This window comes from Streptomyces sp. NPDC048257 (assembly GCF_043201855.1).
GTDB lineage: Bacteria > Actinomycetota > Actinomycetes > Streptomycetales > Streptomycetaceae > Streptomyces.
Genome location: NZ_JBICZI010000024.1, coordinates 1 through 13,255, shown reverse-complemented (window position 1 = coordinate 13,255; position 13,255 = coordinate 1). Strand labels below are relative to the sequence as shown.

General features: G+C 71.3%; 16 protein-coding genes and 1 tRNA gene. 14 read left to right on the top strand and 3 right to left on the bottom strand.

Annotation, left to right across the window (positions count from 1 at the left end):
- Positions 1 to 17: 17 nt before the first annotated feature.
- Entirely contained in the window at positions 18 to 1,628 is a 1,611-nt protein-coding gene (locus ACGFZK_RS30970; protein ID WP_393852167.1) for a helicase HerA-like domain-containing protein, read from the bottom strand.
- Between the two features lie 88 nt (positions 1,629 to 1,716).
- Between ACGFZK_RS30970 and ACGFZK_RS30965 the strand changes: the two genes are divergently transcribed.
- Positions 1,717 to 2,013 (top strand): type II toxin-antitoxin system VapB family antitoxin, encoded by a 297-nt coding sequence (locus tag ACGFZK_RS30965; RefSeq protein ID WP_030726217.1) that lies wholly within the window; start codon positions 1,717 to 1,719, stop codon positions 2,011 to 2,013.
- Positions 2,014 to 2,106: 93 nt separating this feature from the next.
- Complete coding sequence (locus ACGFZK_RS30960; protein WP_393852166.1) at positions 2,107 to 2,778, top strand: LytR C-terminal domain-containing protein; 672 nt, start codon at positions 2,107 to 2,109, stop codon at positions 2,776 to 2,778.
- Positions 2,779 to 2,847: 69 nt separating this feature from the next.
- Here ACGFZK_RS30960 and upp read toward each other — a convergent pair whose 3' ends face one another.
- A complete protein-coding gene (gene upp / locus ACGFZK_RS30955) occupies positions 2,848 to 3,483 on the bottom strand; it encodes a uracil phosphoribosyltransferase (RefSeq protein WP_030010426.1) in 636 nt (211 codons plus the stop codon).
- A gap of 164 nt (positions 3,484 to 3,647) precedes the next feature.
- On the opposite strand from upp, the gene ACGFZK_RS30950 reads away from it, so the two are divergent.
- From ACGFZK_RS30950 to ACGFZK_RS30905, 10 genes are all read left to right on the top strand, one after another.
- Positions 3,648 to 4,598 (top strand): universal stress protein, encoded by a 951-nt coding sequence (locus ACGFZK_RS30950; protein ID WP_393852165.1) that lies wholly within the window; start codon positions 3,648 to 3,650, stop codon positions 4,596 to 4,598.
- 82 nt (positions 4,599 to 4,680) lie between these two features.
- The gene (locus ACGFZK_RS30945) at positions 4,681 to 4,860 is read left to right on the top strand and encodes a hypothetical protein (RefSeq protein ID WP_361590131.1); all 180 of its coding nucleotides are present in this window, start codon (positions 4,681 to 4,683) and stop codon (positions 4,858 to 4,860) included.
- Between the two features lie 378 nt (positions 4,861 to 5,238).
- Entirely contained in the window at positions 5,239 to 5,787 is a 549-nt protein-coding gene (locus ACGFZK_RS30940) for a hypothetical protein (protein ID WP_393852164.1), read from the top strand.
- A 50-nt stretch (positions 5,788 to 5,837) separates the two neighbouring features.
- Entirely contained in the window at positions 5,838 to 6,266 is a 429-nt protein-coding gene (gene tadA, locus ACGFZK_RS30935) for a tRNA adenosine(34) deaminase TadA (protein ID WP_393852163.1), read from the top strand.
- A 155-nt stretch (positions 6,267 to 6,421) separates the two neighbouring features.
- A tRNA-Ser gene (locus ACGFZK_RS30930) sits at positions 6,422 to 6,506 on the top strand.
- A 143-nt stretch (positions 6,507 to 6,649) separates the two neighbouring features.
- Positions 6,650 to 6,973 carry a hypothetical protein gene (locus tag ACGFZK_RS30925; protein WP_393852162.1) on the top strand — a complete coding sequence of 108 codons (324 nt, stop codon included), beginning with the start codon at positions 6,650 to 6,652 and terminating at the stop codon, positions 6,971 to 6,973.
- Positions 6,974 to 7,349: 376 nt separating this feature from the next.
- Positions 7,350 to 7,511, top strand: a complete 162-nt coding sequence (locus ACGFZK_RS30920; protein WP_167745563.1) for a hypothetical protein — start codon at positions 7,350 to 7,352, stop codon at positions 7,509 to 7,511.
- 205 nt (positions 7,512 to 7,716) lie between these two features.
- Complete coding sequence (locus tag ACGFZK_RS30915; RefSeq protein WP_393852161.1) at positions 7,717 to 8,619, top strand: RNA polymerase sigma factor SigF; 903 nt, start codon at positions 7,717 to 7,719, stop codon at positions 8,617 to 8,619.
- Positions 8,620 to 8,849: 230 nt separating this feature from the next.
- On the top strand, positions 8,850 to 9,701 hold the full coding sequence (locus ACGFZK_RS30910; RefSeq protein ID WP_393852160.1) for an RNA polymerase sigma factor SigF: 852 nt from the start codon (positions 8,850 to 8,852) through the stop codon (positions 9,699 to 9,701).
- 50 nt (positions 9,702 to 9,751) lie between these two features.
- Positions 9,752 to 10,549, top strand: coding sequence for a hypothetical protein (locus ACGFZK_RS30905; protein WP_393852159.1), 798 nt, complete (start codon positions 9,752 to 9,754; stop codon positions 10,547 to 10,549).
- 81 nt (positions 10,550 to 10,630) lie between these two features.
- On the opposite strand, the gene ACGFZK_RS30900 is transcribed toward ACGFZK_RS30905, so the two are convergent.
- Positions 10,631 to 10,873: a hypothetical protein gene (locus tag ACGFZK_RS30900; RefSeq protein WP_393852158.1), complete on the bottom strand. Its 243-nt coding sequence runs from the start codon at positions 10,871 to 10,873 to the stop codon at positions 10,631 to 10,633.
- 217 nt (positions 10,874 to 11,090) lie between these two features.
- Between ACGFZK_RS30900 and ACGFZK_RS30895 the strand changes: the two genes are divergently transcribed.
- Together ACGFZK_RS30895 and ACGFZK_RS30890 are read left to right on the top strand one after the other, a co-directional pair.
- Complete coding sequence (locus ACGFZK_RS30895; protein ID WP_393852228.1) at positions 11,091 to 11,483, top strand: MarR family winged helix-turn-helix transcriptional regulator; 393 nt, start codon at positions 11,091 to 11,093, stop codon at positions 11,481 to 11,483.
- Between the two features lie 14 nt (positions 11,484 to 11,497).
- Positions 11,498 to 13,123, top strand: coding sequence for an MDR family MFS transporter (locus ACGFZK_RS30890; RefSeq protein WP_393852157.1), 1,626 nt, complete (start codon positions 11,498 to 11,500; stop codon positions 13,121 to 13,123).
- The last annotated feature ends 132 nt before the right edge of the window (positions 13,124 to 13,255 follow it).

Genomic DNA, 13,255 nt, shown 5'->3' with positions numbered 1-13,255 from the left:
CCGAGTCTGTCACCGCGTCACCTGCGCTTGCGCGCAGTCCCGAAGATCGAGCGGGAGATCTCCCGGCCCAGCTGGGTCCCGATCGACCTGGCCAGCGAGCGGAACAGCCCGCTCCCCACCACCTGCTCGGCCAGCGACGGATCCGGCTTCGGGGCGCTGCGCGCGGCCCGCGCCGCCTCCTTCTCCGCTGCCCCGGCCTGCTTCTCGGCCTCGGCTTCGGCCGCGGCGGCCTCCGCCCGCGCCTCCGCGGCGGCCTGTTCGGCGCTGATCTTCTCGTACGCCGACTCGCGGTCGATCGGCTCCGCGTAGCGCGCGTGGAGCAGCGAGGACTTCACCGCCTGTTCCAGGTCCGCCGCCGCGATCGGCCCCATCAGCGACTGCGGGGCGCGCAGCCGGGTCGCCGCGACCGGGGTCGGCGCGCCCTTCTCGCTGAGCACGGTGATGACCGCCTCGCCGGTCCCCAGCCCGGTGAGCAGCTCCTCCAGGTCGTACGCGGAGTGGGGGAAGGTCTTCACGGTCGCCTTCAGCGCCTTGGCGTCGTCGGGGGTGAAGGCGCGCAGCGCGTGCTGCACCCGGTTGCCGAGCTGGGCGAGCACGTCCGCCGGCACGTCCTTGGGGGTCTGCGTGACGAAGAAGACGCCGACGCCCTTGGAGCGGATGAGCCGGACCGTCTGGGTGATGGACGCGAGGAAGGCCTTCGAGGCCCCGTTGAAGAGCAGGTGCGCCTCGTCGAAGAAGAAGACGAGCTTGGGCTTCTCCAGGTCGCCGACCTCCGGCAGGTCGTTGTAGAGGTCGGCCAGCAGCCACATCAGGAAGGTGGAGAAGAGCTGCGGCTTGTCCTGAACCGCCGGGAGTTCCAGTACGGAAACCAGTCCGCGCCCGTCCGCGGCCGTCCGCAGGAACTCGCCGGTGTCGAACTCGGGCTCGCCGAAGAACTCCGCGGCGCCCTGCTGCTCGAAGGCGGTCAGCGCCCGAAGGATCACCCCGGCCGTCACGGTGGACAGTCCGCCGATCCCCTTGAGTTCGGGTTTGCCCTGGTCGGAGACGAGGAAGGCGACGACCGCGCGCAGGTCCTTGAGGTCGATCAGCTCCAGGCCCTTGGTGTCGGCGTAGTGGAAGATCAAGCCGAGGGACTGCTCCTGCGTCTGGTTGAGCTGGAGCACCTTCGACAACAGCACCGGGCCGAAGCTGGTGACCGTGGACCGGAGCGGGATCCCGGGGCCGATCCCGCCCAGCGAGTAGAACTCGCAGGGGTATCCGGTGGGCTCCCACGACTGGGCGACGTCCCGGGCCCGTTCGCCGACCTTCTCGTTGGCCGTCCCGGGCGCCGAGATCCCCGAGATGTCCCCCTTGACGTCCGCGAGGAAGACGGGGACGCCGCCCGCCGACAGCTGTTCGGCGATGAGCTGGAGCGTCTTCGTCTTGCCGGTTCCGGTGGCTCCGGCGACCAGTCCGTGGCGGTTGAGCATCGCCAGGGGGATGCGGATCTGACGGTCGGGCAGGCAGTCGCCGTCCCACAGGAGGGCCCCGAGGTCGAGCGCGGGTCCGGTGAACGCGTACCCGGCGGCGATCTCCCCGGCCGGGCCCGTCTGGTCCGCCGGGACGGCGGGGTCGGTGCTCTCGCTCATGCATCACTCCCCAAATAGCGCTGTTCGCCACTTTTGCACCACCGTCGCGAGGCTGCGCCCGCACGCACCGGCCCGGTAGGCTTTCCGTGTGATCTTCAAGCGCATCGGAAGCGGAAAGCCCTACCCCGACCACGGCAGGGAAACCACCCGGCAGTGGGCGGACGTCGCGCCGCGCCCGGTCCGGCTCGACCAGCTCGTGACGACCAAGGGGCAGCTGGACCTCGAAACGCTGCTCGCCGAGGACTCCACCTTCTACGGCGACCTGTTCGCCCACGTCGTGAAGTGGCGGGGCGACCTCTACCTGGAGGACGGACTGCACCGCGCCGTGCGCGCCGCCCTGCAGCAGCGCCAGGTTCTGCACGCGCGGGTCCTCGAGATGGACTGACGAGTTCGTCTGGATTGCGCCTTTCGGGTCACCATTGACCTATCAGCAGATCATTTAGTAGGCATCGACACCGGGTCGCACTACGCTGCGCCCATGAGCATGCTCACTCCCCCCGGCATGGGCGGAAAGTACCGCGTCACGGGAGCTGCCTACCCCCGTATGAGCCGTAAGCGGAGCCGTCCTCGGATCATCCTCGCCGTGCTCGGCTCGATCCTTGCGCTGGCCCTGGTCGGCTACGGGGCCCTGCAGCTCATCGACGTGTTCCGGGGCGACAGCCCCAAGCGGAACACGGCTGCGGGTGCCAAGGACTGCCCGACGACGCCTCCCGAGGCCGCCTCCAAGGGCGGCCCCGCCGCCGCCTCCACGGCCTCGGCCGCCGCCAAACCCGCGGTCGTGCTCCCCCCTCCCGGGGAGATCACGGTCAACGTCTACAACGCGACCCCGCGCGCGGGTCTGGCCAAGGCCGTCGGTGACGAGCTGGCCAAACGCGGCTTCGTGATCGGCAACGTGGGCAACGCCCCCGCCACCTTCGACAAGAAGGTCCCCGGCACGGGGATACTGCTGGGCTCCCCCACGACCGACAAGGCCGTCTTCTCCGTACTCGGCACGCAGCTCGCCGGCACCACCCAGCAGACCGACACCCGCGAGAGCGCGGACGTCGACCTGATCCTGGGCGACGCCTTCAAGGAGCTGAACACGAAGGAGAGCGCGGACAAGGCGCTGGCCCTGCTGGCCAACCCCGTGCCCGCGCCCAAGAACTGCTGACCCGACGGACGCGCACCGCGCTCCACCGCGCGGGGCGCACCCGGCGCGCCGGACCGCCGTACGGCTCTCCTACTCGGCCGAGCCGTACATCCGGTCACCCGCGTCACCCAGGCCCGGCACGATGTAGCCGTGCTCGTTGAGCCGCTCGTCCACCGCGGCCGTCACCACCGTCACCGGCGTGCCCGCCAGTTCGCGCTCCATGATCTCGACGCCCTCGGGCGCGGCCAGCAGCACCACGGCCGTGACATCGTCGGCGCCGCGCTTGATCAGCTCCTGGATCGCCGCGACCAGCGTGCCGCCGGTGGCGAGCATCGGGTCGACGACGTAGACCTGACGTCCCGAGAGGTCCTCCGGCATGCGCGTCGCGTACGTGGAGGCCTCCAGGGTCTCCTCGTTGCGGACCATGCCCAGGAAGCCCACCTCGGCGGTCGGCAGCAGCCGCACCATGCCGTCGAGCATGCCGAGGCCGGCGCGCAGGATCGGGACGACCAGCGGGCGCGGGTGCGAGAGCTTCACGCCGGTGGTCGGGGCGACCGGGGTCTCGATGTCGGCCTGCTCCGTGCGCACGTCCCGGGTGGCCTCGTAGGCGAGCAGGGTCACCAGCTCGTCGGCGAGCCGCCGGAAGGTGGCGGAGTCGGTGCGCTTGTCGCGCAGGGTGGTGAGTTTGTGCGCCACCAAGGGGTGATCGACGACCTGCAAACGCACAACATCCTCCAAAACTCAGCCTGCGACCGGCAAAAACGGTCGCACGACGCGACCTGCACCCAAAAGGCTACGCGCTGACGCGCCCCCTTCGCGTCCGAAGCCGCGGCCACGCCCGCCGCGGACCTGCGGATGCGGCCCGCACGGACGCCGAGCAGGCTGGACTGATGAGCAACACACCGGTGATCGCGGCCGTCGACGGATCGGAACACAGCCTCAAGGCCCTGGAGTGGGCGCGGGCCGAGGCCGCCCGGCACGGCAGCGGACTGCTGGTCGCCCACGTCCTGCCCGACCACGCCCAGCTGTACGCCGGGCGCCGGGCCTCGCTGCACGACGCGTCGCAGCCGGCGGAGTTCGCCGACCCCGTGCGCGACTGGATCCGGTCCCTGCTCGGCGACGGCTCCGCACTGCCCGAGGGAGTCACGTACGAGGCCCTGGAGGGCTCCGTACCCGAGGCGCTGCGGGTGATCGGGGCGGAGTCCCGGATGCTGGTGATGGGCTCCCGCGGCCGCGGCGGCTTCGCCAGCCTGCTCCTCGGCTCGAACAGCCGGGCCGTGGCGAGCACGGCCCCCTGCCCGGTGGTGGTGGTCCCGCACGAGGAACGCAGCGCCGCAGCCGACCCCGACGTCGACGCGCAGGAGTCGGCCGGGCGGGTGGTGGTCGGGCTGCACGCCGCCGAGACCCCCGACGACGTGCTGACCTTCGCGTTCACGGAGGCGGCCGTGCGGGGGACCACCGTCCAGGTGGTCTCCGCGTACGCCATCCCGCCCTCGCCGAACCTGATGATCGACGCCCCCTTCGCGGTGATCCCGCCGGAGGGGCTGGCCGACGAGGGGGACGGCGTACCGGCCGAAAGGGAGATGCTGCGGTCGCAGACCGAGCGGCTGGCGCCCTTCCGTGAGCGGTTTCCGGACGTCCCCGTCGAGCAGGCCGCGGTGCCGGGGGACCCGGCGGGCCGGCTGGTCACCGCCTCCCGGGCGGCGGCGCTGGTCGTGGTGGGCCGCCACCACCCGCGGCGCACCGCGATGTCCCTGCTGATCGGCTCCGTGGCCCATGCCGTGCTCCACCACGCGCACGGCCCGGTCGCCGTGGTCCCGACCCTCACGGACGACGCCTGACCTGCGGCGGGGTGGCATCAAACGGCCCGGACGGGGGAAGGTGGGTGCAGGGGGGACGACCGACCAGCCCAGGTGGTGGCCGATGCCCGACACGCAGCCGAGCGACGACGCGCCGGAGACCGCGGCGCAGCGCCGAGCCCGCCGCGCGCAGTTCCTGCGCGACCTGATGGAGGCGCGCGAGCTGCGCGATCGCGTCCAGCCCCGCCGCGCCCGTGCGGCCCGAATGCGCCAGCAGATGCGCATGCGCACCTTCCGCTGGTAAGCGGAAGCGTTCCGGCCGCGCGGGCCGGAACCGCCCGGCAGACGTGTCCGTTGCGGCCTCCGGCCCCGGCACGCCGTGACACGCGCAGCGCCACACGCCGCGACACGTCCGGGACGCACGCCGCGACACGTCCGGGACGCACCGCCCGCCCCACACACCCCGGCACGGCCCCGCCGCCCCCGCGCCGCAACCCCGCACACCCCCTGCCAGGGCACGGCGCGGCACGACGCAAGCGCGGAAGACCTCTCGCAGAGCCGCTGTTTCTGCCACGATGCCGATTGGGCGGGGTACGGGCGGCGAGCAGCACGGCCGCTTTGCCCCAACCTCCGGCCGGGGGGACCTCCAACCGGCACGCCTAAGACCAGTGGGAGAGTCACGGTGTATTTCGCCGCACTGCTCGCGCGCACCGAAGACGGGTGGGAAGCGAGCGACATGGAACTCGACGACGTCGAGTCCCTCAGTGATCTGATCGATCTCGCCCGGTCCGCCGCTGTCGACGACGACACGGTGGTCGCCCTCATCGAGCAGGAGGACGCCTGGTTCGGCGTCGTCCGCGTGGACGGCGAGGAGGACCCGCGGTACTTCGTGTCGAACGCCTCCGCGGCCTCCCGCAGCTCCTACGGCTCGATGCTGACCAAAGAGCTGCTGGGCAGCGACGAGGAGGACGACGAACTCGACGACCTGGACCTGGACGGCACCGAGGACGGCGAGGAGGATGCCGTCGCCGCGTTCACGGACGAGGACACCGACGAGGACGAGGTGGGCGGGGCCGGTGCGGAACCGGTACCGGCCGGTCCGCTCGGCGACCCCCTGCTGCTGGACGATCTCGGGGTGACCAACAAACAACTGATGACCCTGGACGGGGACGCCCTCTCGGAGATCGCCGAGTCCCTCGGCGCCACCGAGGTACTGGAGGCCGTCCGCTAGTGCTCCCTGCGCACACCGACGATCCCGTGAGGGGCCCGTGGCGGGACTCCATGCGCCTGGCGCTCCAGGAGGCCGCCCGGGCGGTGCCGGCCGGCGATGTGCCGGTCGGCGCCGTCGTGCTGGGCCCGGACGGGAAGGTCCTCGCCACCGGGTACAACGAACGCGAGGCGACCGGCGACCCCACGGCGCACGCCGAGGTGGTCGCGCTGCGGCGGGCGGCCGCCGCACTCGGGGAATGGCGGCTTCCGGGGTGCACCCTCGTGGTGACCCTGGAGCCGTGCGTGATGTGCGCGGGCGCGCTCGTGCAGTCGCGCGTCGCCCGGGTGGTCTACGGCGCGGACGACGAGAAGGCGGGCGCGGCGGGGTCGCTGTGGGACCTCGTACGGGACCGCAGGCTCAACCACCGCCCCGAGGTGGTCCGCGGCGTCCTCGCGGACGAGTGCGCGCGGCAGCTGACGGACTTCTTCCGCGACCTCTGAGCCGGGGCGGGAGCCGGGGCGGGAGCCGGGCGGGCTCCGGGCGGGGCGCCTTCCGGGCGCCCGGGTTGGCCCGGAAAGCCCTGCGTACGGGCGCTGCGGCGGCACCGGACTCACCGATTTCGGCGGATGGGGTTCCTTAGGCTAGGATCCATCTCGGTAGTGTGTCCGAGTGGCCGAAGGAGCTCGCCTCGAAAGCGAGTATGGGGCAACCCATCGGGGGTTCAAATCCCTCCACTACCGCTTCGATCGAGAGCCCCGCCCCGCAAGGGTCGGGGCTCTCGGCGTATTCCGGGCGGGTTCCGGGGCGGGTTCCGGGGCGGGTTCCGGGCGGGTTCCGGGCGGGTTCCGGGCCGCCGGCGATCGGCTCTCCGGAGGACACGCGCGTGACCGGCCGCCCCCTCGGCCGTTGTCACGGCATGACCAAGACCCAGCGCATGCTCGCCGCCATCGCCCTCGCGGGGGCCGCCGCGGGCCTCGCCGCACCCGCCGCCTCGGCCGCCCCGATCTCCCCCCTCACCCTCCCGGACCTGCCGGCGGCCGCCCCGGGGATGCCGGCCGGGGCGCAGCCCGCGTCCGTCCAGGAGATCGGGTCGCAGCTCAGCGCCGGCGCCAACCAGCTCAACGCGCTGATGGAGCTGCCCAACCATCTGGCCCCGGTCATCGCGCCCGTACAGCCCCTCACGGACCTGGCCGGCGGCCTCGAATAGGCGCCCGTGGGCCCGCAGGCCCCTGGGACGACGCGAAGAAGGCCCCGACCGGTGGGCCGGGACCTTCGACGCTGGACGGGGGAAGCGGCATCGGGGGACAAAGCCACTTCCCCGATGAGGACGGACCTGCCGGTCCGGGCCGCAGTCAGGGGGAAGCCGGCGGCCCGGACCCTGCAGTGAGGCCCTGTCCCTCACCCACCGGTTTCCTGCCAGAACCGGTGGGCTCACACCAATCCTGCGCGCGCCGCAACCCCCCACGCCACGGCAAAGGGCCCGGAGTACCGGGTCATTGGTCCTTAAAGGGCAGGTGAGTGTCCAATCTTGACCGGTTAGACTCACCCGACTTGCAAGGACCGGTTGGGGAGGCCGCCCGCTCGTGGACACCAAGAAACTCATCACGGGTGCCCTCACCGTGTTCGCCCTCTTCGTGATCATCACCCAGCCGAAGAGAGCGGCCGAGATCGTGGAAATAGGCTTCCAGGGGATATCGGATGCCGCCTCCGGCATCGGCGAGTTCATGACCGAACTGGTGCGCTGACCCGTACGCTGAAGCGGTTCCCGGACTTCCGGCCCCCCACTCCGACGGGTGGGGGGCTTTTTGCATACCCACCACTGGGCATAATGCCCCCTTATGCCCAACTTGCCTTCAACACGGCGATATACGGTGCTTGCACACAGTGCACATCTCTTGTGATGCTATGACCGCTTTTGATGGATGAGTTGACTGAAGGGGTGGCGTGACCGTGCCGGCCAGTACTGCACCTCAAGTACCACCCCAGCAGGACCCCCAGGTACCGCCCCAGCCGGAGCCCCCGCGGGAACACCTCCAGGAGCCCCGCCAGGAGCCCCCCGAGGAGCCCCCGGTCGCGCCGAGACCTCCGAGCAGGGGCGCGGACACCCGGGCGCTCACGCAGGTGCTCTTCGGACAGCTGAAGGGCCTGGAGGTGGGCACCAGCGAGCACAGCCGGGTGCGCGGGGCCCTCATCGAGGCCAACCTCCCGCTCGTCCGGTACGCGGCCGCCCGATTCCGCAGCCGCAACGAGCCGATGGAGGACGTGGTCCAGGTCGGCACCATCGGCCTGATCAACGCCATCGACCGGTTCGACCCGGACCGCGGCGTGCAGTTCCCGACCTTCGCGATGCCGACCGTCGTGGGCGAGATCAAGCGGTACTTCCGCGACAACGTCCGCACGGTCCACGTGCCGCGCCGCCTCCACGAGCTGTGGGTCCAGGTCAACGCCGCCACCGAGGACCTCACCACCCTCCACGGCCGCACCCCGACCACCGCGGAGATCGCCGAGCGGCTGCGCATCTCCGAGGACGAGGTGCTGTCCTGCATCGAGGCCGGGCGCAGCTACCACGCGACCTCCCTGGAGGCCGCCCAGGAGGGCGACGGCATGCCCGGGCTGCTGGACCGCCTCGGCTACGAGGACCCGGAGCTGGCCGGGGTCGAGCACCGCGACCTCGTCCGCCATCTCCTCGTACAGTTGCCCGAACGTGAGCAAAGGATCCTGCTCCTGCGGTACTACAACAATCTGACGCAGTCGCAGATCAGCGTGGAGCTCGGCGTCTCCCAGATGCACGTCTCCCGACTCCTCGCCCGGAGCTTCGCCCGACTGAGATCCGCAAACAGGATCGAGGCGTAACCGGAACGAGTGGAGATCATTCACGCGTTTCCCGACAGATCGGGCTGATCGGCCTCTGACCTCTTCTGTCGCTGGAGATATATGTCGACATGGCGCTACAGCGCGTTGCCGACATGTGACATTCTGCTGGAACCGCGTTTGCCGCAGCCCCGCCTCCGGTATTCAGGTGGAGGCTGCGTTCCTCCGACGGGCGCGCCGTACGCGACCGTCCGCGACCTCAAGGGGGTGGCATGTCCGTAGACCAGGGCAGCTCCAAGGTGCTCACGCTCGTCAAGAGCGCGCCTGCGCCGACAGCACCTGTAGCGTCTGACCGCTCGGAAGCCATCGACACCCGCACCCTCTCCCGCTCCCTCTTCCAGCGACTTGCCGCCCTGGATGCGGACAGCCCCGACCGGGCGTACGTACGCGACACCCTGATCGAGCTGAACCTGCCTCTCGTGCGCTACGCAGCCGCCCGATTCCGCAGCCGCAACGAGCCGATGGAGGACATCGTCCAGGTCGGCACCATCGGCCTGATCAAGGCGATCGACCGCTTCGACTGCGAACGCGGCGTCGAGTTCCCGACGTTCGCGATGCCGACGGTCGTGGGCGAGATCAAACGATTCTTTCGGGACACCTCCTGGTCCGTGCGCGTCCCGCGCCGGCTCCAGGAGCTGCGCCTGGCGCTGACGAAGGCCAGCGACGAGCTCGCCCAGAAACTGGACCGCTCGCCGACCGTGCCGGAGCTCGCCGCCGTGCTCGGGGTCTCGGAGGAGGACGTCGTCGACGGTCTCGCCGTCGGCAACGCCTACACCGCCTCCTCGCTCGACTCGCCCTCCCCCGAGGACGAGGGCGGCGAGGGCTCGCTCGCGGACCGCCTCGGCTACGAGGACACCGCGCTGGAGGGCGTCGAGTACCGGGAGTCCCTGAAGCCGCTGCTCGCCAAACTCCCGCCCCGGGAGCGGCAGATCATCATGCTGCGGTTCTTCGCCAACATGACGCAGTCGCAGATCGGCGAGGAGGTCGGCATCTCCCAGATGCACGTCTCCCGGCTGCTGACCCGCACCCTCGCGCAACTGCGCGTAGGCCTCATCGGGGAGTGATCCGGCGCCTCCCGCTTCCCAATTGACGCTCCGTCAGGAAAACTGGCGCGATGCGAAAGGGATCGCGAGCGGCTGCCGCCACCACCCTGCTCACCGTGTGCTGCACGGCCGTCGCCGCCCTCACCGGCTGCGGCGGCCCGGCGCGGGACGGCTACGTCGCCGTGGGCGCAGCGGCCCCGGGCCCCGAACGGGGCGCGGGGGAGAACGTGGCGCCGCGGGGTCAGGTGGAGTTCCAGCAGCTCGGCGGCCAGGACGCGGCGGGCGGATCCACCGAGTCCTCCGAGTCCTCCGGTACGACGTCCGGTCCCGCGGGATCCGGGACCTCTGGCGGCTCCACCCCGGGCGGAGCCACGACCACCGGCCCCGGCGGCTCCGCGAACGCCCCCGGCACCCCGGCGGGCCCGGGCCGGACCCCACCGTCCCCCGGCACACCCAGCACGCCGGGCGGGCCGGGTTCACCGAGCGCGCCGAACCCACCGGGCACACCGACGAGCCCGCCCACCAAACCCGGCACGACGCCGCCGGCACCGCCCGCCTCCACACCGGCCCGGATCACACTGTCCGCGCCGGTCAGGTCGGCCGCGGCCGACCGCTGGTGCGAGCGGGTCACCGTGACCTTCGCCAACACCGGAACCACCGCGGCCCGCGCGGGCACGGTCAGCTTCGCGACGCACATCATCGGCGCCCTCGGCGTCGACTGGGCCACGATCACCACGGCCCAGCCGCTGCCGGCGCCCCTGGCGGGCGGGGCCTCGAAGACGCAGACCTACACGGTCTGCGTGGAGGCCTGGCGGGTACCGCTGGGCATGCACGTGGACACGCAGAAGGTCACCGCGACCTGGAACTGAGGTGCCCGGGGAGCCTGAGCCCTTGAGGCCCTTGAGCCGCCTGAGGCGCCTGAGGGACCTGAAGGCCTTTCCCGGGCACCGTCAGACGAGGATCATCCAGGCGGCCACGCCGATCACGAGCACGACCGCCAGGGCCAGCCCGATCTTCAGGGCCGGGTTCGAGGAACCGGACCGCTGCTGTTGCTCGGCGCGGCGCTGCTGACGCGCTCCCGGACCCGCCTGCCGGGCCGGGGCGGCCTCCTCGACGAAGGCCTTGAACATCTGCGTGCTGCCCGCGGGGTCGTAGTTGCCCTCGGGGACCTGTGAGTTGTGGTTGTCAGCCATGGAGCAGGACCCTAGCCGGTTTTCCGATTCCTTTACCGCCCCACCCCCGGATTAATTTGCCTGTAGCAACCATTCGCTTCTATGGTTGCCTCAAGCAACAAGATGGGGGAACCCGGTGACCGTGCAGACCGCACCGCAGACCGCACCGCAAGCGGCACCGCAGACGGCACCGCCGACTCAGCGCACTCCGACGACTGCGACCACCCCGTACGCGGAGCTGGCCCGCCAGCTCACCGGCATCGGCGCGGTCAAGCGCGAGCTCGCCCGCAGCCTCCCCCCGGACTGCCCGCCCGGCGCGGCCGCCGTCCTCACCGTGCTCGACCGGCACGGTGAGATGCGGCTGAGCCGGCTGGCCGAGTTCATGGCCGTCGACATCTCCGTGACCAGCCGGCACGTCACGCACATCGCCGACCGCGGCTGGATCGAGCGCGAGACCGACCCGGTCGACGGACGCTGCCGCATCCTGCGGCTCACCCCGGCCGGACGGGCGCTCCTCACCGAGCTCGGCGACCGGTACACGACCTCGCTGGAGAGAGCCCTCCGCGACTGGTCCCCCCAGGACATCGACGTACTCAACACCCTGCTGGCCCGACTCCGATCGAGCTTCTAGAGGTAAGGAAAGACATGGCCCAGTCGGAGACGACAACCGACAACCCACCCGCGTCCGTGGCCACCTCCGTGACCATGACCCACCCCCAGATCATGAAGGCGCTGTCCGGGCTGATGCTCGGCATGTTCGTGGCGATCCTGTCGTCCACGATCGTCTCGAACGCCCTGCCCCAGATCATCAGCGACCTCGGCGGCACCCAGGCCTCGTACACCTGGGTGGTCACCGCCGCCCTGCTGTCGATGACGGCGGCCACCCCCCTGTGGGGCAAGCTGTCCGACCTGTTCAGCAAGAAGCTGCTGGTCCAGATATCCCTGGTGATCTACGTCCTCGGCTCCGTGGTCGCCGGCCTGTCCCAGAACACCGGCATGCTGATCGCCTGCCGCGTGGTCCAGGGCATCGGCGTCGGCGGCCTCTCGGCCCTGGCGCAGATCGTCATGGCCGCGATGATCTCCCCGCGCGAGCGCGGCCGGTACAGCGGCTACCTCGGCGCGGTCTTCGCCGTCGCCACCGTCGGCGGCCCGCTGCTCGGCGGTGTCATCACCGACACCGAGTGGCTGGGCTGGCGCTGGTGCTTCTACGCCGGCGTGCCGTTCGCGATCATCGCCCTGATCGTGCTCCAGCGCACCCTGCACCTCCCGGTCGTGCGCCGCGACGTCAAGGTCGACTGGCTGGGCGCCTCCCTGATCAGCGGCGCGGTCTCGCTGCTGCTGATCTGGGTCACGCAGGCCGGCGACTCCTACGAGTGGATCTCCTGGCAGACCTGGGCTATGACGGGCGGCGCGGTGCTGCTCGGCCTGCTCTTCGTCCTCGTCGAGTCCCGTGCGAGCGACCCGATCATCCCGCTGCGGCTGTTCCGCAACAAGACCATCACCCTGGCTTCGGCGGCCTCCCTGTTCGTGGGCATCGCGATGTTCTCGGGGACCGTGTTTTTCAGCCAGTTCTTCCAGTTGGCCCGCGGTGAGTCCCCGACGATGTCCGGAATCCTCACGATTCCGATGATCGCCGGCCTCTTCGTCTCCTCCACCGTTTCCGGTCAGGTGATCACCAAGACCGGTCGGTGGAAGGCCTGGCTCGTCTCCGGCGGCGTCCTGCTGACGGCCGGTCTGGGTCTGCTGGGCACCCTGCGCTACGACACCCCGTACTGGCACATCGCGATCTACATGGCGGTGACCGGCCTCGGTCTCGGCATGATGATGCAGAACCTGGTCCTCGCCACCCAGAACCAGGTGGCCCCCGAGGACCTGGGCGCGGCCAGCTCGGTCGTCACCTTCTTCCGCTCCCTCGGCGGCGCCATGGGCGTCTCCGCACTGGGCGCCGTCATGGCCAACCGGGTCACGCACTACGTCCAGGACGGCCTCGCCGCCCTCGGGCCGAAGGCCGCGGCCCTCGGCCACGGCGGCACCGCCGGGGGCGGGATCCCCGACCTCGACAAGCTGCCCGCTCCGTTCCGTGAGGTCATCGAGTCCGCGTACGGGCACGGCGTCGGCGACGTCTTCCTCTACGCCGCCCCGTTCGCGCTGCTCGGACTGGTCCTGGTGGTGTTCATCAAGGAGGTCGCCCTGAAGTCGAAGCCGGCGTCCCACGCCCCGGCGGCGGCCTCGCACGAACCGGCCCCCGCCGAGTCCGTCGTCAAGGCCTGACCGCCTCCTGCCCCGGGTGCCTCACTGCGGTGGGCGGGGGGGCGGCCCGCCCCCCCCGCGGGGGGGGGGGGGGGGGGGGGCGGGGGGGGGGTGGGGGGGGGGGCGCCCCCCCGGGGCGGCGGGGAGGTGGGC

Coding starts and splice junctions, on each gene's coding strand:
- ACGFZK_RS30970 (WP_393852167.1), bottom strand. CDS start 1,628: ATGAGCGAGAGCACCGACCCCGCCGTCCCGGCGGACCAGACGGGCCCG.
- ACGFZK_RS30960 (WP_393852166.1), top strand. CDS start 2,107: ATGAGCATGCTCACTCCCCCCGGCATGGGCGGAAAGTACCGCGTCACG.
- ACGFZK_RS30950 (WP_393852165.1), top strand. CDS start 3,648: ATGAGCAACACACCGGTGATCGCGGCCGTCGACGGATCGGAACACAGC.
- ACGFZK_RS30945 (WP_361590131.1), top strand. CDS start 4,681: ATGCCCGACACGCAGCCGAGCGACGACGCGCCGGAGACCGCGGCGCAG.
- tadA (WP_393852163.1), top strand. CDS start 5,838: ATGCGCCTGGCGCTCCAGGAGGCCGCCCGGGCGGTGCCGGCCGGCGAT.
- ACGFZK_RS30910 (WP_393852160.1), top strand. CDS start 8,850: ATGTCCGTAGACCAGGGCAGCTCCAAGGTGCTCACGCTCGTCAAGAGC.
- ACGFZK_RS30905 (WP_393852159.1), top strand. CDS start 9,752: ATGCGAAAGGGATCGCGAGCGGCTGCCGCCACCACCCTGCTCACCGTG.
- ACGFZK_RS30900 (WP_393852158.1), bottom strand. CDS start 10,873: ATGGCTGACAACCACAACTCACAGGTCCCCGAGGGCAACTACGACCCC.
- ACGFZK_RS30890 (WP_393852157.1), top strand. CDS start 11,498: ATGGCCCAGTCGGAGACGACAACCGACAACCCACCCGCGTCCGTGGCC.